Raw genomic sequence first — 20552 nt, 5'->3', positions numbered from 1 at the left:
TTGCACAGACGCCTGCGGCAATCTCAGTTTGACAATATTGTGGAGTTTGTAGGGGGGCCGTACGGGCCCCCTTGTGAGTTTGGTGGGGAATGTCTGCAGTTTCAGAAGACGCCTGCGGGCGTCTTTTTTTATGGGAAAAACTCAGCGTGTTCGCTTGGCTACCAGGGTGAACTTGTAATCTTCGCTTTTAAAGAAGTTGCGGCTGAACTCAAACACCGTGCCGTCGTTGAGAAAACCGGTGGAGACCTTCTCCAGGATCGGTTTCTGCGGATCGATCCCTAACGCCTTCACCACATCTTCGCTTGGCATTACCGGGATGATCTCCTGTTCGCTGCGGTCAATCACTCGCTTTTTAACCTGTTCGATGTAGTGATATTTGGATTTCTGCATCACTTCGTAACTGAGGTCGGGGAACAGCGCCAACGGCATCCAGGTCTCTTCCAGCGTGACCGGTTTTTGCTTGATATAGCGCACCCGTTTGACGTAATACACTTTGTCTTCAGTGGTCAGGTGCAATGCTTCGGCAATGGTTGGGCTGGCCTTGGCGACTTCAAAGATCAGCACGTCGCTGTGGGTTTCCACGTTGCGGTCCGCCAACTTTTCATAAAAGCTGGTGAGCTGATAGATATCGTAATTGACCTTCTCTTCTTTGACGTACCAGCCACTGCCCTGAATGCTCTCAATCACCTGCTCTTCGGTCAGCAATTTCAACGCCTGGCGCACCGTTACCCGGCTGACGTTGTACTCTTCGCGCAGTAAAGCCTCGGTCGGTAACGCGTCGCCGGGTTTAAGTTCACCATCCGCAACCTGTTGGCGCAGGGTATCCGCAATCTGGCGATAAATAGGCTTTTTGCTCACGCTTTAGTGTCCCCGGCTGGTTGTTGGATCTGCTGCCCGCATTCTAGCCTTAGGCCAGGGATAAACAAACCAATAACGCCATATCTCGTTAAGTTGTCCTTAAATTGAATTAATACAAATTTAATACAAAAATGATGGTGATTTGAAATTGATCACAAATTGGTGTGGATTGTGTTGGTATGATCGCCGCCTGTTTATTGACGGAGCCGCCCTGGCTTCAGCGTGAGGATTAAGATGGACCTGAGCAGCCTGACCCACCCCAGCCTGATAAACCTGCAAGTAGCCTTTGCGGGGCGCGATCAGGCCATTCATCAGCTTGCCGACCAACTAGATGCGCAAGGTAAATTACGCGACAAAGCGGCTTTTCTACGCGAGGTTTTTGCCCGGGAAGCGCAAGGCCCTACCGCGCTGGGTGAAGGGCTGGCGGTGCCCCATGGTAAAAGCGATGCGGTAAAGGAAGCCGCATTTGCCGTTGCCACGCTGAACACGCCGTTGGAGTGGGAAGGGATTGATGGGCCAGAAAGCGTCAACCTGATCTTCCTGCTGGCGATCCCGCAGGCGCAGGCCGGTACCACGCATATGCAATTACTGACCAGCCTGACAACGGCGCTGGTGGATGACGATATCCGCGCGGCAGTGTTACAGGCCAGCACTCCGGAACAGTTGTTGGCCCTGTTGGCAGGAGGGACGCCGGAATCTGCCCCCAAACCGCAGGATGATTCGCGGCCTACGGTGGTGTGCGTCACCGCTTGCCCGGCCGGTATCGCCCATACCTATATGGCGGCGGAATATCTTGAGAAGGCGGGGCGCAAGCTCGGCATCAACGTGTATGTGGAGAAACAAGGGGCCAACGGGATCGAGGGCCGCCTGACGGCGGAACAGTTAAATAGTGCGACGGCCTGCGTGTTCGCCGCCGAAGTCGCGATTAAAGAAGTGGAGCGCTTCAACGGTATCCCCCGTATCGAAACGCCGGTCGCCGAGCCAATCAAACACGCCGAATGCATTTTGCAGCAGGCATTGGCTGTGGGCCAATCCGCTAACGGTGCTGAACGGGTGCAGCAAAGCGAAGCGCCGGTGCAGAAAAATAGCGTGAAGACCGAACTCAAACAGGCATTACTCAGCGGGATCTCTTTTGCAGTGCCGCTGATTGTGGCGGGTGGCACGGTGTTGGCCGTTTCGGTACTGCTGGCGCAAATCTTTGGTCTGCAGCATCTGTTCGATCAAGAGAACTCCTGGCTGTGGATGTACCGCAAGCTGGGTGGTGGCATGCTGGGTATCTTGATGGTGCCGGTATTGGCGGCCTACACGGCATATTCGCTGGCGGATAAACCGGCCCTTGGCCCAGGTTTTGCGGCCGGGCTGGCGGCAAACATGATTGGTTCCGGCTTCCTTGGCGGTATTGTGGGCGGCCTGATCGCCGGCTATCTGATGCGCTGGGTGAAAAACCATGTGCGCCTCAGCCCCAACTTCAACGGTTTCCTGACGTTTTATCTTTACCCGGTGATTGGCACGCTGGTAGCGGGCAGCTTGATGCTGTTTGTGATCGGCGAGCCTGTAGCCTGGTTGAACAACAGCCTGACCGCCTGGCTTAACGGCCTGTCTGGTACCAACGCGTTGGTGCTGGGAGCGATCCTCGGTTTTATGTGTTCGTTCGACCTCGGCGGCCCGGTGAACAAGGCGGCCTATGCGTTCTGCCTGGGGGCGATGGCCAACGGTGTGTTCGGCCCTTATGCGATCTTCGGCGCGGTAAAAATGGTCTCGGCCTTTACGGTCACCGCTTCTACCTTGCTGGCTCCACGGCTGTTCCAACAGTTCGAGATTGAGACCGGTAAATCCACCTGGCTGCTTGGATTGGCAGGCATTACCGAAGGGGCGATCCCGATGGCGATTGAAGATCCCGTACGGGTGATCGGCTCCTTCCTGGTGGGATCGCTGGTGACCGGTGCGATCGTCGGTGGGATGGGGATTGGCCTGTCTACGCCGGGCGCGGGGATCTTCTCGCTGTTCCTGCTACACGATAACGGCCTCGGTGGCTTGTTGTCGGCAGCCTTTTGGCTGGGGGCGGCGCTGCTTGGCACGGCGATCTCTACATTTGTGCTGATCCTTTGGCGCCGTCAGGCGATGAAGCAGGGCAAATACACCCTCGTTCAGCCGCAGTAAGTTGATTTCCCCTCACCCTAACCCTCTCCCACAGGGAGAGGGGACTGATCGAGTGGGTCTGAAAATTCGGTGACGCACCTTGGATGGGGGCGATCGGGTTTGCTGAAATTACCGCTTTACTGCCAAAAGAGCAGGAACCATCAGCTCCCTCTCCTTTTTGGGGAGAGGGTTGGGGTGAGGGGCTTGGTTACGTCATCTTAGGAATTGATTATGAAAGCTGTATCACGTGTTCACATTACGCCGCATATGCATTGGGATCGTGAGTGGTATTTCACCACCGAGGAGTCACGCATCCTGCTGATCAACAACATGGAAGAGATCCTGACCCGGCTGGAAACCGATCCCGAGTATCGCTTCTATGTACTGGATGGGCAAACGGCGGTGCTGGAAGACTACTTCGCCATCAAACCAGAAAACCACGAGCGGGTGAAAGCGTTGGTGCAGGCTGGCAAGCTGATCGTTGGCCCGTGGTATACCCAAACCGATACCATGGTGGTGTCAGGGGAATCGATCGTGCGTAACCTGATGTATGGCATGCGCGACTGCCTGTCCTTTGGCGAACCGATGAAGATCGGCTATCTGCCGGACTCTTTCAGCATGTCTTCGCAGTTACCGCATATTTTCAACGGGTTTGGGATCACGCGCGCCATGTTCTGGCGCGGCTGCTCCGAGCGCCACGGCACCGACAAGACCGAGTTCCTGTGGCAAAGCAACGACGGCAGTGAAGTTGTGGCACAGGTGCTGCCGCTGGGTTACGCCATTGGTAAATACCTACCTGAAGATGAAGCCGGGCTGCGCAAACGGTTGGACAGCTATTTCACCGTGCTGGAAAACGCCTCGGTTACCAAGGACATCCTGTTGCCGAACGGCCACGATCAGATGCCGCTACAACAGAATATCTTCCAGGTGATGGCCAAACTGCGCGAGATTTACCCGCAGCGCGAGTTTGTCATGAGCCGTTTTGAGGAAGTCTTCGAACGGATTGAGGCCAGTCGTGAACGTTTGGCGACGCTGAAGGGCGAATTTAACGACGGCAAATACATGCGCGTGCACCGCACCATCTCGTCTACCCGCATGGACATCAAGATCGCCCACGCCGAGATCGAGAACAAGATCGTTAATATCCTCGAGCCGCTCGCCGCGATCGCCTGGTCGCTGGGCTTTGAATACCATCACGGCCTGCTGGAGAAAATGTGGAAAGAGATCCTCAAGAACCACGCCCACGACAGCATCGGCTGTTGCTGTAGCGACAAGGTACATCAGGAGATCATGACGCGCTTTATTCTGGCGGACGACATGGCGGAAAACCTGGTGCGCTTCTATATGCGCAAGATTGTCGACAATATGCCGGTACAGCACGCAGATGCCGACAAACTGACGTTCTTCAACCTGCTGCCTTACCCGCGTGAAGAGGTGATCAACACCACCATTCGTATTCGTGCCCAGCAGTTCTCGCTGGTGGACGAACAGGGCCAGCCGGTGGAGTATTTTATCCGCGCCGCGCGGGAGATCGATCCTGGGCTGGTAGATCGCCAGATTGTGCATTACGGCAACTACGATCCCTTTATGGAATACGACATTCAACTCTGTCAGTCATTGCCCGCGATGGGATATTGCACCCTGCATATTCATGCCAACCAGGCAGGCCAGCAACGCCAAGCTGCGTCGCAACCGGCAGAACTGTTGGAAAACGAGTATTACCGCATTGCCCTGAATGCCAACGGTACGTTGGATATTAGCGATAAACAAAGCGGCTATCTCTATCAGCAGGTGCTGCAACTGGAGGATGGCTCCGACGATGGCGATGAGTATGACTATTCGCCTTCCCGTGAAGAGTGGTTGATCTATCCCACGCAAAGCGCAGTGGCTACCTCCATCAAACATGAGGCTTGGCAGAGTATCGCCACACTGGAACTGCGTATGGCATTGCCAGCCAACCTGCAACAGCGGGCGGAGCGCCGTAGTGACGGTTATCTGGATGTGCTGTGCCAAGTGACGTTAGCCCACAACAGCCGCCGGATCGATATTGAGATGTGGCTGGATAACCAGGCCGACGATCACCGCGTACGGGTGTTGATCCCAACGCCGTTCGCCAGTGAAAGCGTGCTGGCGGATAACCAGTTTGGCTGCATTACTCGTCCGGTGGACGATCCGGCGATGGCCGTTTGGCAGCAAGAGGGCTGGAAAGAAGCGCCGATCCCAGTGTGGCAACTGATGAATTTTGCCGCCCTGCATGACGATCTGCATGGGTTGGCGTTGTTTACCGAGGGGCTGCGCGAGTTCGAGATTGTTGGTGAGCGCCGCGATACCTTTGCCCTGACGCTGTTCCGTTCGGTAGGCGTGCTGGGTAAAGAAGAATTGCTGTTGCGGCCAGGTCGCCCTTCTGGCATCAAGCTACCAACGCCTGATTCCCAGATGCGTGGCAAATTGCATTGCCGGTTCAGCCTGTTCGGTTTTGCAGGAGATCCACACCAGGCGGGCGTGATGCAGCAGGCTCGGGCCTACGTCACACCGGTACGCTGTTATAACAAAATCCCGTTTGATGCGATGAAGCTCAATCTGGCAAACTTCCGCACGCCGCTGCACTTTAGCCTGCTTTCGATGCCTGAGTCAGGCCCGGTGTTGAGCGTATTGAAGAAAGCCGAGGATGCCGATGCTTTGATTATCCGCGTGTATAACCCTTCGGAACAGGTGTCGATCGGCGGACAGTTAACATTGGCAGAGCCAGTCAAGGAATGGTTGGAAACTGGGATGGACGAGCATCCGCTGCCACAGCAGGATGTGGCTAAAGGGGATTTCACTACCTTGGCCCCTTGCCAGTCGAAAACCTTCCGCTTTATTCGCTAGCTAACAGCCAGAGGCGTGGATTGCCACGCCTCTGAATGCAGCTATAAACCGAATTGGCGTGCCAGTTGGTCGATAGCGGCACGTTGGAACTGGTTAAACCCTTCGCGGGGCTGCTGTTGCTGAATAAATGCCAGCATGGGGTCCTGCACCTCGGTGCGTATGCCGCTCAACTCTTCCATTACCGCCAGGCCGCAGAATGGCACATAGGCTTCGGCATAACCCCCTTCATGCACCATCACCAACTTGCCACCACAAAGCCTGTCCGCAGCGCTTTGCACCTGCGCGGTCATAGCGCGGAAACTGTTGCTGTGTAACTGCATCCGTGCCAGTGGATCGATGGCGTTGGCATCGTAACCGCAGGCGATGATGATCATCTCTGGCTTGAACTGCTCCAGTGCTGGGATGATTATTTGCTGCATGGCGTATTGATAGCCGTCGTCACCGGCCCCGGCCATCAGCGGAATATTGATGTTGTAACCCGTCCCGGCCCCTTCACCGCGATCTTGTTCACCGGCGTAGCCCGCCGGGAAACAGCCGTCTTGGTGCAATGAGATGGTCAGCACGTCATTACGTTGCCAGTAGATATGCTGGGTGCCGTTGCCGTGGTGCACGTCCCAGTCGATCACCGCCACCTTGCCTAGCCCGAAACGGTCTTTGGCGCGTTCGATGGCAATGGGAATATTAGCCAGGAAGCAGAACCCCATCGATTGATCCGGCAGGCAGTGATGGCCCGGTGGGCGCGACAGGGAATAGGCATTGTCCAGTTCACCTTTCAGCACCGCCTCGACCGCAGCGCAGGCTAGCCCGGCGGAGAGTTTGGCAATCTCATAGCTGCCTGGACCCAAAGGTGCCTCTTCTCCCAACATACCGCCGCCGTTATCACTCAGTTGTTTGAACCGTTGCAGATAATGTGCCGGATGGATGCGCAGTAAATCTTCCTCATCGGCCAGCTCGGCACTCAGCAGCTTGAGCTGGCGCGACAGGCCGGAAACGTCCATCAGGTTTTTCATCCGCCGCTTGGTTTCCGGCGATTCGGCATGCCCAGCCCCCGAAGGCGGCTGCACCCAGCCGCCCACCGGCAGCGTGGTGGCATGTAGGCCGGTGCTATGCCAGAAACAGCGTTCATCGAAGAAAAAACCGGTTGTTCTTTTCACCTTATGACTCCTGTTAAACGGCGCGGCGCGCGCGGTGAAGCCAGCGAGATCAGCAGCAGTGACAGTAGCGCACAGCTCAATGCGCCGGTCAGCAATGCGTTGATCCCGCCGGAAGATTCGATCAGGTAACCTGCCAGCGTGGGGCCAATGGCCATGCCGCCGCCAATCACCAGATTGATGCTGTTCATCAGCTTGCCGTTGTTATCCAGCACCGAGACGCGCGCCAGAATAAATGGCAGCACAAAGGTCCAGGTAAACTTGAACATCACAGCGGCGAGGGTGAAGCGAATGAGTAGCGGGTTGCGGCTCAGCAGCAGGACGCTAGCAATCAGCAGGCCGTAGCCGATCCACAGCAGCGGTTTGTGGCTGCGTCTTGCGCCAACCAATGCCGCCCCGCCAGCCCCGATGATGCCAAACAGGGTGGCGGCGGCCAGCACCTGCCCGCTGTGCACCGGTGAAAGGCCTGCGGCCTCGGCGATAGTGCCGATAAAGGTCCAGACCGCGCTCAGGCTGATGTAAAAGGCCAATACCGCCAGCACGGCAAACAGCTTGTAGATGGGGGGGCTTGGAGGCATTTGGCTGGCCGCGCTGTGGCTATGGCGAAAGCCGCTAGGGAATGCGCCCAGTAACGGCAGGCAGCACAGCATGATCGCCGCCAGGATCAGATAAACGGCCATCAGGCCGAAATGAGCAAACAGCGGGGGTAATGCCAGCAAGCCGAACACGCCTAGCAGCAGTTGGCCCAGCACCCAAAAGGCATAGACCCGGCTGGGGTTGGCGGTGCCCGCCGCGCAGGAAATGCAGAGGATCATCAGCGTGCCACCGGCTAGTGAAACGATAAATCGCAAGATCAATAGCAGGCTGAAATCGGTGGCCATCGCCGAGGCCAGATTGCCGATCAGGAAGACGACAGCCGCCAGCGTGGCGATTTTGCGCCAGTTGATCCGGCTGATCCACCACCAGGCAGGCAGCGTGGCGATGCTCATGGCTCCCAGTTCGGTGGAAAACAGATGGCCGATCTGGCCTGGCGTGAGGTGCCACTGGCTAGCTAACTGGGCTGCGACGGCGGGGGCGGTCATCAGGATCCCCGGTGCGATGGCGGCAAATACGATAATCGCCGTTAACAGCCTGGGTGGGCAGGGGAGCAAGGCCCCGGCAGAAGGCACAGAAACTGCATCACTGGACATCGTCGTTATCCTTGAGTTTCGTCAATCATTACCCTCCACGCTTTTTAAGCATGGGGAGGCCGCGCCAGCATTGGCGTATGGTTGATTGTTACTGCTTGAGTCAGGATCAGCCGTAGGCAATAAAACCGCTGGAGACCAGTTCGGTACGATTAACCACGGCGGTTTTGGCAAAGATGTTGCGCATATGAGTTTTCACCGTCGATAGAGAGATACCGAGCTGCAAGGCAATGCGCTTATTGCTGGCCCCTTCACGCACCATATTGACGATCTCCTGCTCTTTGGCGGTGAGCAACTGGGCTTCACTATCTGGCAGTAGATCGCGGGTGGCCAACTCGATCAACGGCAGCACCGCACGTAAGCGGCTGCGCTCCAATTCGGTGAACGGCGTATCGCGGATCAGAGAAACCCCGGCAATGATCCGCTTACGCTGGCGGATAAAAATCTCCGTCATGTCACGCATGCGATTGGGTAGCATAAAGTCGTGATAATAGTGGCGGTTATTGGCGATCGCCGCTGGCGTCATGTTCACCATCTGGATGTCTTGCTGGTGGAAGTTGGCTGGTTTTAACGGGTCCAACTGTTGAAAATGGTCGAGATATTGCTGATGAGTATCAGCGCTAATACCATGAAGAATATAGTGATCTGGCCGCAGGTCCGGGTCCACCAGATAAAAAACCCCGGCAGAAACTGGGATCAGATGCGCAATGGTATTCAGACAGCTCGAGATAAAAGCGTCGTTACGCATGAAGGATGATGTGGTTGTCATAATGCATTTTCCTCCGTTGATCGCTCAGTACCCTGAAGGACACCTGCAAAGGTATCTGGACAATATGTGAACGATACAAGCATAGGTGTAGCAAATATGCAACACAATGAAAACATATTAACAACGTGAGCCGGATTGCAATAAAATACATTAATAACAACATCCCCATTCTGAGTGGCGGGGTATCCAACTGGTGGTGAGTAGCAGTTTCATTAACACATTAATGAAGGGGGCCGAGCGGTTACTACTGAATTTAAAGTAATTTCTCGTTGATAGCGTTTTTGCCCAGTAACTCAACTCTCCCATTAACTCCTCTGCCTCCCTCGTCCTTAAGGACGATAGCCAGCCTTTTGCTTTCCTTCCTATAGTGAGATTACCGCCCTTGGCGGCTACAACACCGGGTAAAACCACTATAAGAGGAAGTAACCATGAACCTGTCGTCGCGGCTCAGTGCCCAGCTAGAACGGGGCAAGGTCGGGTTCCCCACCACGTTAGCCAGTTCGGTTGGGGTGATCATGGCCAGCCCGGTGATCCTCACCGTTACCAGCGGTTTTGGTATCGGTGGCGACACCTTCGCGCTGGCGATGCTGATCGCCTTTATCATGATGCAAGCCCAGCTCACCACCTTCTCCGAAGCGGCGGCGATCCTGCCCACCACCGGCTCGGTGTATGACTATATCTCCTGCGGCATGGGGCGATTTTTTGCCATTACCGGCACCCTGTCTGCCTATCTGATCGTGCATATCTTTGCTGGCACCGCCGAAACCATTCTTTCAGGCATCATGGCGCTGGTGAACTTTGAGCACCTCAATACCCTGATGGAAAGCAACAACAGCTCGTGGATGATCGGCGTGGGTTTGGTGATCATTTTCGGTATTCTGAATGCGTTTGGCATTGAAGCCTTCGGTAAGGCTGAGGTCGTGCTGACGTTCTGCATGTGGAGCACCTTGATGATCTTTTCGATCGCCGGGTTGCTGCTACCGCATGCCGTACCGCTAGAAGGTTGGTTTGGCACCACGCTGGATGTCGGCGATCCCCTGGCGGTGTTCAGCCTGGTGGGTATGGCGATGTTTATGTTCGTCGGCTGCGAGTTGGTGACGCCGATGGCACCGGAGATCAAACGTTCTCACCGCGTGATCCCGCGCGCCATGTCTCTGGGACTATGCGGTGTGGCACTGTGCATGGCGTTATACGGTGCAGCATTGAGCCACCAGGTGGAAAACGTGGTGGTGGATGCGGCCAATAACGTGCATCTGTTGGATACGCCAATGGCTATCCCGGCATTTGCTGGCCAGATCATGGGTAACTTCGGTAAATACTGGTTGGGCGTCGGGCTGCTGTTAGCCGGGGCTGCCACCATTAACACCCTGATGGCGGCGGTGCCTCGCATTATCTACGGCATGGTGCTGGATGGCGCTATGCCACGTATCTTCGCTTATCTGCACCCGCGCTTTAAAACCCCTGTGGTGGCGATTGCCGCTGCGGTGTTAATCCCCTGCGTTCACGCTTTCGCCATTCAGGGCAATCTGGACCGCATCATGCCGATGGTGCTGGCAGCGGTCTGTGCCTGGGGCGTGGCTTACCTGCTGGTGACCTGCTCGGTGGTGATCCTGCGTATCCGTCGTCCGGATCTGCCACGCGCCTATAAATCGCCTTGGTTCCCGCTGCCGCAGATTGTCTCCAGCATCGGTATCGTGCTGGCGATTTTTTACATCACGCCGCCGGGCATGAACCCACGCGATGTCTACATCCCGTTTGGCATCATGATCGGCCTGACCTCCGCCTATGCGCTGTTCTGGACCCTGTGCGTACAGAAGGTGAATCCGTTTAAACCGGTGCCGGTGGAAGAGGTGCTGGAGAGCGCCTTCAACAAGGCAGAAGCTGCGGAGGTGGAATTTGATCGGCTTACTTCCCTCACTTAATCGTTATTGGCGGCGTGACCCTCCTGGTTATCAGGCAGGGACCACGCTCACCCGGTTGACGGCGAACCTGCAGCCTTACGCCTGTGAGCGCGTTGCCGTTAATCAGTTACGGCTCACGCTGCCACAGGGGCCGGTAATAGAGGTGGCAGAGCAGGTGCAGTCGCTGTTTTTGGCGCACATCGTCACCCACCGTTTCCGCTTGCAGGGCAACGCACGTTTTACCGAGCCGCTGGTGCTCAACATCATCACCGGTGGCTGGCTGCGCCGTAATGGCGTGATTTATCGCACCAAGGCTAAACATGATGGTGCCCAGCAGTTGATTGCCGCGTTGCGGCAATACCCACAAATCGGCGACACGTTAGCCAAGCTCGATTTCCGCCGCGCCACGCTCACGATAACAGAGGGCAACTGGCAGTTGGATATTGAGCATTTTGCCGCTTCCGAAGTGGTCAGCCGCCTTCCCGCCAGCCGTCGCTATCTGCGGTTGGAAGCCGAGCAGCGGCGCTTGCTGCTGAGCAGTTTCCTGATGATCGGCCAGTTGATGGAGAAATGTAATGAGTAGAGTGGTGGTCATTACCGGCGGCGGGACTGGCATTGGTGCCGCCTGTGCCCGGTTGCTTACGAAGGAAGGCGACCAGGTATTTATTGTTGGCCGCCGCCAAGAACCGCTGAACGCCTTGGCTGCGGAGATTGGGGCGTATGCCGTAGTTGGAGACGCCGCCAGCGGAGCCAGTTGGCAAACCGATATCCTGCCAGCCATTTTACAGCGGGCCGGACGTATCGACTGCCTGATTGCCAGCGCTGGCGGGATGGGGTTGGGTCGTATCACCGACGTCACCGATGCCCAATGGCAACAGGCGCTGGACAGCAATCTCAATAGTGCGTTTGCCAGCGCCCGGGCCTGTTTGCCGGAGCTGGTGAAGCACGGCGGCAATCTGCTGTTTGTCGCTTCTATCGCCTCGTTGGCCGCCGGGCCGGAGGTGTGTGGGTATGTCACCGCCAAACACGCGCTAATCGGCCTGATGCGTTCCATCGCCCGTGACTATGGCCCACAGGGCGTGCGTGCCAACGCGGTTTGCCCCGGCTGGGTGACCACGCCGATGGCCGATGAAGAGATGCAGCCGTTGATGGCGGCACATAACTTAACGCTCGAGCAGGCCTATCAACATGTCTGTCGCGATGTGCCGCTGCGCCGCCCGGCCAGTGCGCAAGAGATCGCCCAGGTGTGTCGTTTTCTCTGCTCAACGCAGGCGTCAATTATTACCGGCTCAACGCTGGTGGCCGATGGCGGCTCCACCATTGTCGATGTGCCGACCTTAGCTTTCACTTCCCTGTAAGGAGATTGTCATGAGTTCAGAAGCGGTATTTATTCAGGTTGGCGCACTGGCGGAAGGTTTCGCCCCTCACAGCCATACGCTGGAGCAGCAGGATTTGGCCGGTACTTCGTTGGCGTTCCATTTTGCCGAAGGGGAAACGGTGCAGTGCAGCTTTAACGACGATCAAACCCTGCAGTGGGGAGAGCAACGGGTTGATTACCGGGCAACCGGCATTCGCCCGGGGATCCTGTTTATCGATTTCCTCGATCGGCAGCGGCCCAACAGCAGCGTTACGCTGGTGTGCGATCGTCAGCAGGGTAACTTTACCGCCGTCTATGGTCAGTTGCCGGAGGAATCACAGGCGCGGCTGGATGCTTTTAGCCGGGTAGAGCAGGGGTTGCCGCTCACGGCGGTGAATGCCGAATTCCGCTTTGGCCGTCTGGACAAGAACGATGCAGCGTTGCCGCAGTTTACCGACGAACTGATTGGGATGCGTAATCTATATACCTACAGCCCGACGGAGCGCTATGAGCATATTTATCTGAACAATAATTTCTACGCTTGGCAGTGCTTGGATGGGGTCGAGAAAGGGCTGGCGGATGTCGATCGCTGCCATTACGTCAAAGTGGCGGAGAAGCTGTATCTGTTCGTCTGGCGCGAGAAGATCATTCCGACGCTTGGCGTAGTGATGATCGACCTGCAAGAGATGCGCACCGATGGCAAGATCCTCGGTTATCAGGGCAGCGATTTCAGCAGCCTGAGCAACTTTGCCGTAGGCGCTCACGCGCAGATCCTGAACACAACGCATTACCCTAAGGCCTGAGCCGATGACGGCGATTTATGCCAGTGATGCGTTTGCCGGGCAGGTGGTGCTGGTGACCGGCGGTGCACAGGGCATTGGGCTGGCGATCGTCAGCGCCTTTGCACGTTTGGGGGCCAAGGTGGTGATGGCGGACTTACAACTGCAAAAGGCACTGGAGGCGGCTGAAAGCCTGTGCCAACGGGGTTGTAACGTGGAGGCTACAGCCTGTGATATGGCTGATGCAGGGCAGATTACCGAGCTGGTCACACAGACAGCGAAGCGGCATCAACGGCTGGACGTGGTGATCCACAACGCCGCTTATTTTCCGCTGAGGCCGTTTAACCAGATTGATGCCGAACTGTTGCAACGCACCTTGAGCGTCAATTTGATGGCCCCGTTCTTTCTGGCGCAGGCGGCGTTGCCGTGGATGAAGCGCCAGGGGGGCGGACGTATTCTGGTGACCTCGTCGGTCACTGGGCCAAGGGTAGCCTACCCAGGGCTGGCGCACTATGCGGCTTCCAAGGCGGGGGTAAATGGTTTTATTCGCGCTGCCGCGTTGGAACTGGCATGTGAAGGGATCACGGTAAATGGCGTGGAGCCGGGGATGATCCGCACGCCCGCGATGGCAAATCTGGGCGGGGAAGCGCTGAATCAGGCGATAGCTGCTGCGGTGCCGCTGGGCAGGTTGGGGGAGCCGGAGGATATTGCGGCAGCGATGGTCTTTTTGGCCTCGCCGGCTGCGAGTTATATCACCGGCCAGACGCTGGTGGTGGATGGCGGTGCGCTATTGCCGGAAGCCCAACCTGTCATTAACTGAGGAAGCCCCTCACCCCAACCCTCTCCCACAGGGAGAGGGAGCTGATAGCCCCCGCTCTGTTGGGAGAATGAAGGTAATCTCAGCAAACTCGATCGCCCCCTCATCCAAGGTACGTCACCGAATTTTCAAACCCACTCGATCGGTCCCCTCGCCCCTTGGGAGAGGGTTGGGGTGAGGGCTATTTATGAGCAACCACGTTGTTAGCCTGTTGATCCCCTAAGCGGATCAACTCGTCGAGCAGCTCCATCAACTGATCCATCTTCTGCTTTGAAAATGCCGCTTCAATCTCCCCATATCCCTGTTCCACCTGGTGGCGTGCCAGTTCATACAGCTCCTGGCCCTGCTGGGTCAAGGACACGTACAACTTGCGCTGATCGTTAACCGGCTTGAGGCGAAAGATCAGCTTATCCCGCTCCATGCGCGACAGGATGCCGGTCAGGCTGGGGCGCAGGATGCAGGTCTCTGCGGCCAATTCGTGAAACTCAATGGAACGGTTATCGGCCAATACGCGAATGATGCGCCATTGCTGCTCTGTCAGGTTGTGGCTTTTCAGGATCGGGCGGAAGAACCCCATGGCGGTTTCACGCGCCTGCAACAGGGCGATGGTTAACGATTCATGCATGTCGATGGCCTTGGCTTAATTTTATTAACAACTTAATAGTAGCCAATTTTTGACCGGCGGAGAACGGTAAAACGCGATCCGTCACGTAAAAATCCTGCAAAAAAGGTTAATTTGCTGATTAATAACGCTAATGTGCATAATTTGTGAATATTTCGTTATCACGATCACAAATTAAATTAACAACGTTGCGTAAATGCTGAACAGCGTATAAAAGTATTCATTAACATATTAATGATTGGCGTTCCGTAGAAGGAGTCTGCATGAAAGGCACCGTATTTTCCGTAGCACTTAACCACCGCAGCCAGCTTGATGCCTGGGATCAGGCGTTTCGCGCCGCCCCTTACCAAACGCCGCCCAAGACGCCGGTGTGGTTCATCAAACCGCGCAATACCCATCTTGCCAACGGTGGCAGCATCCCGTTCCCGGCCGGTGAAACCGTACAAAGTGGCGCAACGCTGGCAGTAGTGATTGGTCGCACCGCCCGCAAGGTGCCAGCGGATAAGGTGGCCGATTATGTGGCCGGTTACGCCTTGGCAAACGACGTCAGCCTGCCGGAAACCAGCTTCTATCGCCCGGCAATCAAAGCCAAATGCCGCGACGGTTTCTGCCCGCTGGGAGAGGTTGCTCCACTGGCTAGCACCAGCGGCCTGGAAATCATCACCGAAATCAATGGCGTGGAACAGGATCGCTGGTCAACGGCCGATCTGGTGCGTTCGGTGCCGGAACTGATCGCCGCCATAAGCGATTTTATTACCCTGCAACCGGGGGATGCGGTGCTGATTGGCACGCCACACCAGCGGGTTGAGATCAAACCGGGTGACCAAGTGACGGTGCGGGCCGCAGGTTTGCCAACCCTTACCAACCCAGTGACGCAGGCAGGAGAATAACCATGAGACATGCTCGTATCCGCCATCATGGCCAGATTGTTAACGTCACCGTAGACGACCAGCTAAACGTTACCCTACCCGATGGCAGCAAGCTCGATGAGTACGATGTGGAATGGCTGCCACCGGCGCAGGGCACGATATTTGCCCTCGGCCTGAACTATGCCGATCACGCCAGTGAGCTGGAGTTTAAAGCGCCGGAAGAGCCTTTGGTGTTCCTCAAAGGGCCAAACAGCCTGACCGGCCACCGCCAGGTTTCCGTGCGACCGGCGCAGGTGGAATACATGCACTACGAAGCGGAGCTGGTGGCGGTGATCGGTAAAACCGCGCGCAACGTCAGCCGCGAGCAGGCGATGGATTACGTGGCCGGTTACACCCTGTGTAACGACTACGCCATCCGCGACTACCTGGAAAACTACTATCGCCCCAACCTGCGGGTGAAAAGCCGCGACACCTTGACGCCTATCGGCCCCTACATTGTCGATCGTGACGATGTCGCGGATCCGCATAACCTGACGCTCAGCACCTATGTTAACGGTGAACTGCGCCAGCGCGGCACCACTGCCGACATGATTTTCGACATCCCCTTCCTGATCGAATACCTGAGTGAATTTATGACGTTGCAGCCTGGCGACATGATCGCCACCGGCACGCCGAAAGGGCTGGCCGACGTGCAGCCTGGGGATGAAATTGTGGTGGAGATCGAAGGCATTGGCCGCTTGGTTAACCACATCATCAGTGAAAAAGATTACGAGGAGAGCAAGGGATGAAAACCATCAACCATTGGATCAACGGCAAGAACGTCGCCAGCAAAGAGTATTTCACCACCACCAACCCGGCTAACGGCGAGGTGCTGGCGGAGGTGGCGTCCGGTGGACAGCTCGAAATCGACCAGGCAGTAGCCGCAGCCAAAGAGGCCTTCCCGAAATGGGCCAATACGCCGATGAAAGAGCGTGCGCGCCTGATGCGTCGCCTGGGTGAGCTGATCGACCAGAACGTGCCGCAGATTGCCGAGATGGAAACCGCAGACACCGGGTTGCCGATCCACCAGACCAAAAACGTGCTGATCCCACGCGCCTCGCACAACTTTGAGTTCTTTGCCGAGATCTGCCAGCAGATGAATGGCCGCACCTACCCGGTGGACGACAAGATGCTCAACTACACGCTGATCCAGCCGGTGGGCGTGTGTGCGCTGGTATCGCCGTGGAACGTGCCGTTCATGACTGCCACCTGGAAGACCGCGCCTTGCCTGGCGCTGGGTAACACGGCGGTGCTGAAAATGTCCGAGCTTTCGCCACTGACGGCGGATCGCCTGGGTGAACTGGCGCTGGAAGCCGGTATTCCTGCCGGGGTGCTGAACGTGGTGCAAGGTTATGGCGCAACGGCGGGGGATGCTTTGGTACGCCATAAAGACGTGCGTGCGGTGTCCTTCACCGGTGGTACCTCAACCGGCCGTCGCATTATTGAAAGCGCCGGGCTGAAGAAGTTCTCGATGGAGCTGGGCGGCAAGTCGCCGGTGCTGATCTTTGAGGATGCCGATATCGAACGGGCGCTGGATGCTGCGCTGTTCACCATCTTCTCGATCAACGGTGAACGTTGCACCGCAGGTTCACGCATTTTCATTCAAGAAAGTATTTATCCGGAATTCGTCAAACGCTTTGCCGAGCGTGCCAACCGCCTGCGCGTAGGCGATCCGATGGATCCCAATACCCAGGTTGGTGCGCTAATCAGCCCGCAGCACTGGGAAAAAGTCTCCGGCTATATCCGCATGGGTATCGAAGAAGGGGCCACTTTGCTGGCTGGCGGTCCGGATAAACCGGCCGGATTGAGCCATGGCAACTTCCTACGCCCAACTGTGCTGGCTGATGTTAACAACAATATGCGTGTCGCGCAGGAAGAGATCTTCGGGCCGGTGGCCTGCCTTCTGCCGTTCAAATCAGAAGAAGATGGCCTGCGCATGGCCAACGATGTGGAGTATGGCCTGGCGTCGTACATCTGGACGCAGGATGTGAGCAAAGTACTGCGTCTGGCCCGCAATATTGAAGCGGGTATGGTTTTCGTCAACACCCAGAACGTACGCGATCTGCGCCAGCCGTTTGGCGGGGTGAAATCTTCTGGCACCGGCCGTGAAGGCGGTGAGTACAGCTTCGAAGTGTTTGCCGAGATGAAAAACGTTTGTATCTCCATGGGGGATCACCCGATCCCACGTTGGGGAGTGTGAGATAGCTCCGTGCCCTTTAAAACAACAACCAAGGACTAGACCCGATAGATATCAGCCTGCGGCAAGCCGTGCCGCAGGCTGAAAGATAAAGGGAATAGGAGGACATATGGGTAAATTAGCATTAGCCGCAAAGATTACACACGTTCCTTCGATGTACCTGTCTGAATTGCCAGGAGAACACCATGGCTGCCGTCAAGCCGCCATTGATGGTCACAAAGAAATCAGTGCCCGCTGTCGCGAAATGGGCGTCGACACCATTATCGTGTTTGATACCCACTGGCTGGTGAATAGCGCCTACCACATCAACTGCAACTCGCATTTCAAAGGGCTTTACACCAGCAACGAGCTGCCGCACTTCATTCGTGACATGACTTATGAATATGACGGTAACCCGGAGTTGGGCCAGATGATTGCCGAGGAAGCCCGCAAGCTTGGTGTACGTGCCAAGGCTCACGAGATCCCAAGCCTGGAGCTGGAATACGGCACGCTGGTGCCAATGCGCTACATGAACAGCGACCGCCACTTCAAGGTGATCTCCATTTCTGCCTTCTGCACCGTGCATGATTTTGCCGATAGCCGCCGCCTGGGTGAAGCGATTAAAACCGCGATTGAGAAATACGACGGCACCGTGGCGGTATTGGCCAGCGGCTCGCTGTCGCATCGCTTTATCGACGATCAGCGTGCCGAACAGGGCATGAACAGCTACACCCGCCAGTTCGACCAGCAGATGGACGAACGGGTAGTGAAACTGTGGGAAGAAGGGCGCTTCCGCGAGTTCTGCGAAATGCTGCCTGAGTACGCTGACTACTGCTATGGCGAAGGCAATATGCACGACACCGTGATGTTGCTGGGCCTGTTGGGCTGGGACAAGTATCAGGGCAAGGTGGAGTTCGTTACCCCACTGTTTGCCAGTTCCGGAACCGGCCAGGTCAACGGCATATTCCCTCTTCCTGCTGAAGCCTGAGGATAACCAATGCCCCATTTTTACGCTGAATGTACCGACAACATCCGCCGGGAGGCGGATTTGCCCGCGCTGTTCGACAAGGTTAATCACGCGCTGGCGGAAACCGGCATCTTCCCGCTGGCGGGTATCCGTAGCCGCGCCATCTGGCTGGATACCTGGCAGATGGCCGACGGCAAGCAGAACTATGCCTTTGTGCATATGACGCTGAAGATTGGCCACGGCCGCAGCCTGGAGAGCCGCCAGCAGGTGGGCGAAATGCTGTTCATCCTGATCAAGGATCACTTCGCCGCGCTGATGGCTAACCGTTATCTGGCGCTCTCCTTCACCATCGAAGAGCTGGATCCGGTGCTCAACTATAAGCAGAACAACGTCCATGCGCTGTTTAGCAAGGACTGAACAAGGAGTGGTAAATGCTGGATAAAGACGTACTGAGCCGAGCCGTGCAGCGCCTGCATCAGGCCGAGCAGAGCCGGGAGCAGATCCGCGCGCTATCGCTGGATCACCCGGAGATCACTATTGAAGATGCCTATGCTATCCAGCGCCAGTGGGTTGAGCTGAAGATCGCCGAAGGGCGCACTCTGAAGGGGCATAAGATTGGGCTGACCTCGCGCGCCATGCAGGTCAGCTCACAGATCACCGAGCCGGACTACGGCGCGCTGCTGGACGACATGTTCTTTAATGATGGCAGCGACATTCCGATCGATCGCTTTATCGTGCCACGCGTCGAAGTGGAGCTGGCGTTTGTGCTGTCGAAGCCGCTGCGTGGGCCGAACTGCACGCTGTTTGATGTCTATAACGCTACCGATTATGTGATCCCGGCGTTGGAGATCATCGATGCTCGCAGTCATAACGTCGATCCGCAAACCCAGCGTCCACGTAAGGTGTTCGACACCATTTCCGACAATGCTGCCAACGCCGGTGTGGTGATGGGGGGCAGGCCGATCAAGCCGGACGCGCTGGATCTGCGCTGGATCAGTGCCTTGCTGTATCGCAATGGCGTGATCGAAGAGTCTGGCGTGGCGGCGGCGGTGCTCAATCACCCAGCCAACGGCGTGGCCTGGTTGGCTAATAAGCTGTCCCCGTATGACGTGGAACTGGAAGCCGGGCAGATCATTCTTGGCGGTTCTTTCACCCGCCCGGTGGCGGCGCGGCGCGGCGATACCTTCCATGCCGACTATGGCCCGATGGGCTGCATCAGTTGCCGGTTTGTCTAAGGAGAAACACCATGCTAACTAACCATTTCAAACAGGCCTTGCAGGAAAAACGCCCGCAGATCGGCCTGTGGCTGGGGCTGTGCAGCAGCTACAGCGCTGAACTGCTGGCCGGAGCCGGGTTCGACTGGCTACTGATCGACGGCGAGCATGCGCCCAACAATGTGCAAACGATATTGGGCCAGTTGCAGGCGATTGCGCCTTATGCCAGCCATCCGGTGGTGCGCCCGGCCTGGAACGATCCGGTGCTGATCAAACAGCTGCTGGATGTCGGTGCGCAAACCCTGTTGATCCCGATGATCCAAAACGCCGAGCAGGCGCAGGAAGCGGTGCGGGCTACCCGTTATCCTCCAAACGGTATTCGCGGGGTTGGCAGTGCGCTGGCTCGGGCCTCGCGCTGGAATCGGGTGCCGAATTATCTGCACTTAGCCGACAGCCAGATGTGCGTGTTGGTGCAGATAGAAACCCGTGAGGCGGTGAAAAATCTGGACGCCATTCTGGAAGTGGAAGGCGTGGACGGCGTCTTTATCGGCCCGGCGGATCTGAGTGCCGACATGGGCTTTGCCGGTAATCCACAGCATCCCGAAGTACAGCGCACTATCGACGATGCCATTGCCCGTATCCGTGCCGCAGGGAAGGCACCGGGCATCCTGATGGCACAGCAGGAACTGGCGCAGCACTATCTGGCATCCGGCGCGTTGTTTGTTGCCGTTGGCGTGGATACCACCCTGCTGGTGCGGGCGGCAGACTCCCTGCTCAGCAGTTTCAAACAGGATAAACCGGCGGGGACACCATCCCAGGGCGTTTACTAATCGGAGTCA

Annotated in this window: 19 protein-coding genes; 14 read left to right on the top strand and 5 right to left on the bottom strand. The window is 56.7% G+C overall.

Going from position 1 to position 20552, the window contains the following annotated elements; genetic code table 11:
- Window positions 1-141: 141 nt before the first annotated feature.
- Window positions 142-858 (bottom strand): GntR family transcriptional regulator, encoded by a 717-nt coding sequence (locus tag AC6HVW_RS18410; RefSeq protein ID WP_071682471.1) that lies wholly within the window; start codon window positions 856-858, stop codon window positions 142-144.
- 234 nt (window positions 859-1092) lie between these two features.
- Here AC6HVW_RS18410 and mngA point away from each other — a divergent pair, with 234 nt between their 5' ends.
- Together mngA and mngB are read left to right on the top strand one after the other, a co-directional pair.
- Window positions 1093-3018: a PTS 2-O-a-mannosyl-D-glycerate transporter subunit IIABC gene (mngA, locus tag AC6HVW_RS18405; RefSeq protein WP_497569582.1), complete on the top strand. Its 1926-nt coding sequence runs from the start codon at window positions 1093-1095 to the stop codon at window positions 3016-3018.
- A 210-nt stretch (window positions 3019-3228) separates the two neighbouring features.
- Window positions 3229-5865 carry a mannosylglycerate hydrolase gene (gene mngB, locus AC6HVW_RS18400; RefSeq protein ID WP_071682473.1) on the top strand — a complete coding sequence of 879 codons (2637 nt, stop codon included), beginning with the start codon at window positions 3229-3231 and terminating at the stop codon, window positions 5863-5865.
- A gap of 41 nt (window positions 5866-5906) precedes the next feature.
- On the opposite strand, the gene AC6HVW_RS18395 is transcribed toward mngB, so the two are convergent.
- From AC6HVW_RS18395 to AC6HVW_RS18385, 3 genes are all read right to left on the bottom strand, one after another.
- A complete protein-coding gene (locus tag AC6HVW_RS18395) occupies window positions 5907-7019 on the bottom strand; it encodes a class II histone deacetylase (RefSeq protein ID WP_497569581.1) in 1113 nt (370 codons plus the stop codon).
- Window positions 7016-8206, bottom strand: coding sequence for an MFS transporter (locus AC6HVW_RS18390; RefSeq protein ID WP_071682475.1), 1191 nt, complete (start codon window positions 8204-8206; stop codon window positions 7016-7018). The genes AC6HVW_RS18395 and AC6HVW_RS18390 overlap by 4 nt, the downstream gene beginning before the upstream one ends.
- A gap of 106 nt (window positions 8207-8312) precedes the next feature.
- On the bottom strand, window positions 8313-8972 hold the full coding sequence (locus AC6HVW_RS18385) for a helix-turn-helix transcriptional regulator (protein ID WP_021179178.1): 660 nt from the start codon (window positions 8970-8972) through the stop codon (window positions 8313-8315).
- Window positions 8973-9400: 428 nt separating this feature from the next.
- Here AC6HVW_RS18385 and AC6HVW_RS18380 point away from each other — a divergent pair, with 428 nt between their 5' ends.
- The 5 genes from AC6HVW_RS18380 to AC6HVW_RS18360 are packed head-to-tail and all read left to right on the top strand — an operon-like array spanning window position 9401 to window position 13829.
- Window positions 9401-10894 carry an APC family permease gene (locus AC6HVW_RS18380; protein WP_021179181.1) on the top strand — a complete coding sequence of 498 codons (1494 nt, stop codon included), beginning with the start codon at window positions 9401-9403 and terminating at the stop codon, window positions 10892-10894.
- On the top strand, window positions 10869-11456 hold the full coding sequence (locus AC6HVW_RS18375) for a DUF3156 family protein (RefSeq protein WP_186486784.1): 588 nt from the start codon (window positions 10869-10871) through the stop codon (window positions 11454-11456). The genes AC6HVW_RS18380 and AC6HVW_RS18375 overlap by 26 nt, the downstream gene beginning before the upstream one ends.
- Complete coding sequence (locus AC6HVW_RS18370) at window positions 11449-12231, top strand: SDR family NAD(P)-dependent oxidoreductase (RefSeq protein WP_186486783.1); 783 nt, start codon at window positions 11449-11451, stop codon at window positions 12229-12231. Before AC6HVW_RS18375 ends, AC6HVW_RS18370 begins: the two co-directional genes overlap by 8 nt.
- Window positions 12232-12241: 10 nt before the next feature.
- Window positions 12242-13033: a MoaF C-terminal domain-containing protein gene (locus tag AC6HVW_RS18365; RefSeq protein ID WP_186486782.1), complete on the top strand. Its 792-nt coding sequence runs from the start codon at window positions 12242-12244 to the stop codon at window positions 13031-13033.
- Between the two features lie 4 nt (window positions 13034-13037).
- The gene (locus tag AC6HVW_RS18360; protein ID WP_186486781.1) at window positions 13038-13829 is read left to right on the top strand and encodes an SDR family oxidoreductase; all 792 of its coding nucleotides are present in this window, start codon (window positions 13038-13040) and stop codon (window positions 13827-13829) included.
- A 178-nt stretch (window positions 13830-14007) separates the two neighbouring features.
- Here AC6HVW_RS18360 and hpaR read toward each other — a convergent pair whose 3' ends face one another.
- A complete protein-coding gene (gene hpaR, locus AC6HVW_RS18355; RefSeq protein ID WP_021179186.1) occupies window positions 14008-14451 on the bottom strand; it encodes a homoprotocatechuate degradation operon regulator HpaR in 444 nt (147 codons plus the stop codon).
- Window positions 14452-14711: 260 nt separating this feature from the next.
- Between hpaR and AC6HVW_RS18350 the strand changes: the two genes are divergently transcribed.
- The 7 genes from AC6HVW_RS18350 (at window position 14712) to hpaI (ending at window position 20543) form a co-directional block, all read left to right on the top strand.
- Window positions 14712-15338 (top strand): fumarylacetoacetate hydrolase family protein, encoded by a 627-nt coding sequence (locus tag AC6HVW_RS18350; protein ID WP_059199635.1) that lies wholly within the window; start codon window positions 14712-14714, stop codon window positions 15336-15338.
- 2 nt (window positions 15339-15340) lie between these two features.
- Window positions 15341-16105 (top strand): fumarylacetoacetate hydrolase family protein, encoded by a 765-nt coding sequence (locus AC6HVW_RS18345; RefSeq protein WP_186486780.1) that lies wholly within the window; start codon window positions 15341-15343, stop codon window positions 16103-16105.
- Window positions 16102-17556, top strand: coding sequence for a 5-carboxymethyl-2-hydroxymuconate semialdehyde dehydrogenase (hpaE, locus tag AC6HVW_RS18340; RefSeq protein WP_497569580.1), 1455 nt, complete (start codon window positions 16102-16104; stop codon window positions 17554-17556). The genes AC6HVW_RS18345 and hpaE overlap by 4 nt, the downstream gene beginning before the upstream one ends.
- Before the next feature lie 106 nt (window positions 17557-17662).
- Complete coding sequence (hpaD, locus tag AC6HVW_RS18335; protein ID WP_021808004.1) at window positions 17663-18520, top strand: 3,4-dihydroxyphenylacetate 2,3-dioxygenase; 858 nt, start codon at window positions 17663-17665, stop codon at window positions 18518-18520.
- 9 nt (window positions 18521-18529) lie between these two features.
- Window positions 18530-18916 (top strand): 5-carboxymethyl-2-hydroxymuconate Delta-isomerase, encoded by a 387-nt coding sequence (locus AC6HVW_RS18330; RefSeq protein ID WP_021179191.1) that lies wholly within the window; start codon window positions 18530-18532, stop codon window positions 18914-18916.
- 14 nt (window positions 18917-18930) lie between these two features.
- The gene (gene hpaH / locus AC6HVW_RS18325; RefSeq protein WP_021179192.1) at window positions 18931-19734 is read left to right on the top strand and encodes a 2-oxo-hept-4-ene-1,7-dioate hydratase; all 804 of its coding nucleotides are present in this window, start codon (window positions 18931-18933) and stop codon (window positions 19732-19734) included.
- 11 nt (window positions 19735-19745) lie between these two features.
- Window positions 19746-20543 (top strand): 4-hydroxy-2-oxoheptanedioate aldolase, encoded by a 798-nt coding sequence (gene hpaI / locus AC6HVW_RS18320; RefSeq protein WP_021808006.1) that lies wholly within the window; start codon window positions 19746-19748, stop codon window positions 20541-20543.
- Window positions 20544-20552 lie beyond the last annotated feature (9 nt).

The organism is Serratia sp. NCCP-200, from assembly GCF_059697885.1.
This window is presented reverse-complemented; position numbering and strand designations above follow the sequence as displayed.

Excerpts from the sequence above, each read along its gene's own strand:
- AC6HVW_RS18330 (WP_021179191.1), top strand. The coding sequence starts at position 18,530 with ATGCCCCATTTTTACGCTGAATGTACCGACAACATCCGCCGGGAGGCG.
- hpaR (WP_021179186.1), bottom strand. The coding sequence starts at position 14,451 with ATGCATGAATCGTTAACCATCGCCCTGTTGCAGGCGCGTGAAACCGCC.
- AC6HVW_RS18380 (WP_021179181.1), top strand. The coding sequence starts at position 9,401 with ATGAACCTGTCGTCGCGGCTCAGTGCCCAGCTAGAACGGGGCAAGGTC.
- AC6HVW_RS18365 (WP_186486782.1), top strand. The coding sequence starts at position 12,242 with ATGAGTTCAGAAGCGGTATTTATTCAGGTTGGCGCACTGGCGGAAGGT.
- AC6HVW_RS18360 (WP_186486781.1), top strand. The coding sequence starts at position 13,038 with ATGACGGCGATTTATGCCAGTGATGCGTTTGCCGGGCAGGTGGTGCTG.
- mngA (WP_497569582.1), top strand. The coding sequence starts at position 1,093 with ATGGACCTGAGCAGCCTGACCCACCCCAGCCTGATAAACCTGCAAGTA.
- AC6HVW_RS18350 (WP_059199635.1), top strand. The coding sequence starts at position 14,712 with ATGAAAGGCACCGTATTTTCCGTAGCACTTAACCACCGCAGCCAGCTT.
- hpaE (WP_497569580.1), top strand. The coding sequence starts at position 16,102 with ATGAAAACCATCAACCATTGGATCAACGGCAAGAACGTCGCCAGCAAA.
- hpaI (WP_021808006.1), top strand. The coding sequence starts at position 19,746 with ATGCTAACTAACCATTTCAAACAGGCCTTGCAGGAAAAACGCCCGCAG.
- mngB (WP_071682473.1), top strand. The coding sequence starts at position 3,229 with ATGAAAGCTGTATCACGTGTTCACATTACGCCGCATATGCATTGGGAT.
- AC6HVW_RS18385 (WP_021179178.1), bottom strand. The coding sequence starts at position 8,972 with ATGACAACCACATCATCCTTCATGCGTAACGACGCTTTTATCTCGAGC.
- AC6HVW_RS18370 (WP_186486783.1), top strand. The coding sequence starts at position 11,449 with ATGAGTAGAGTGGTGGTCATTACCGGCGGCGGGACTGGCATTGGTGCC.
- AC6HVW_RS18345 (WP_186486780.1), top strand. The coding sequence starts at position 15,341 with ATGAGACATGCTCGTATCCGCCATCATGGCCAGATTGTTAACGTCACC.
- hpaH (WP_021179192.1), top strand. The coding sequence starts at position 18,931 with ATGCTGGATAAAGACGTACTGAGCCGAGCCGTGCAGCGCCTGCATCAG.
- AC6HVW_RS18390 (WP_071682475.1), bottom strand. The coding sequence starts at position 8,206 with ATGTCCAGTGATGCAGTTTCTGTGCCTTCTGCCGGGGCCTTGCTCCCC.
- hpaD (WP_021808004.1), top strand. The coding sequence starts at position 17,663 with ATGGGTAAATTAGCATTAGCCGCAAAGATTACACACGTTCCTTCGATG.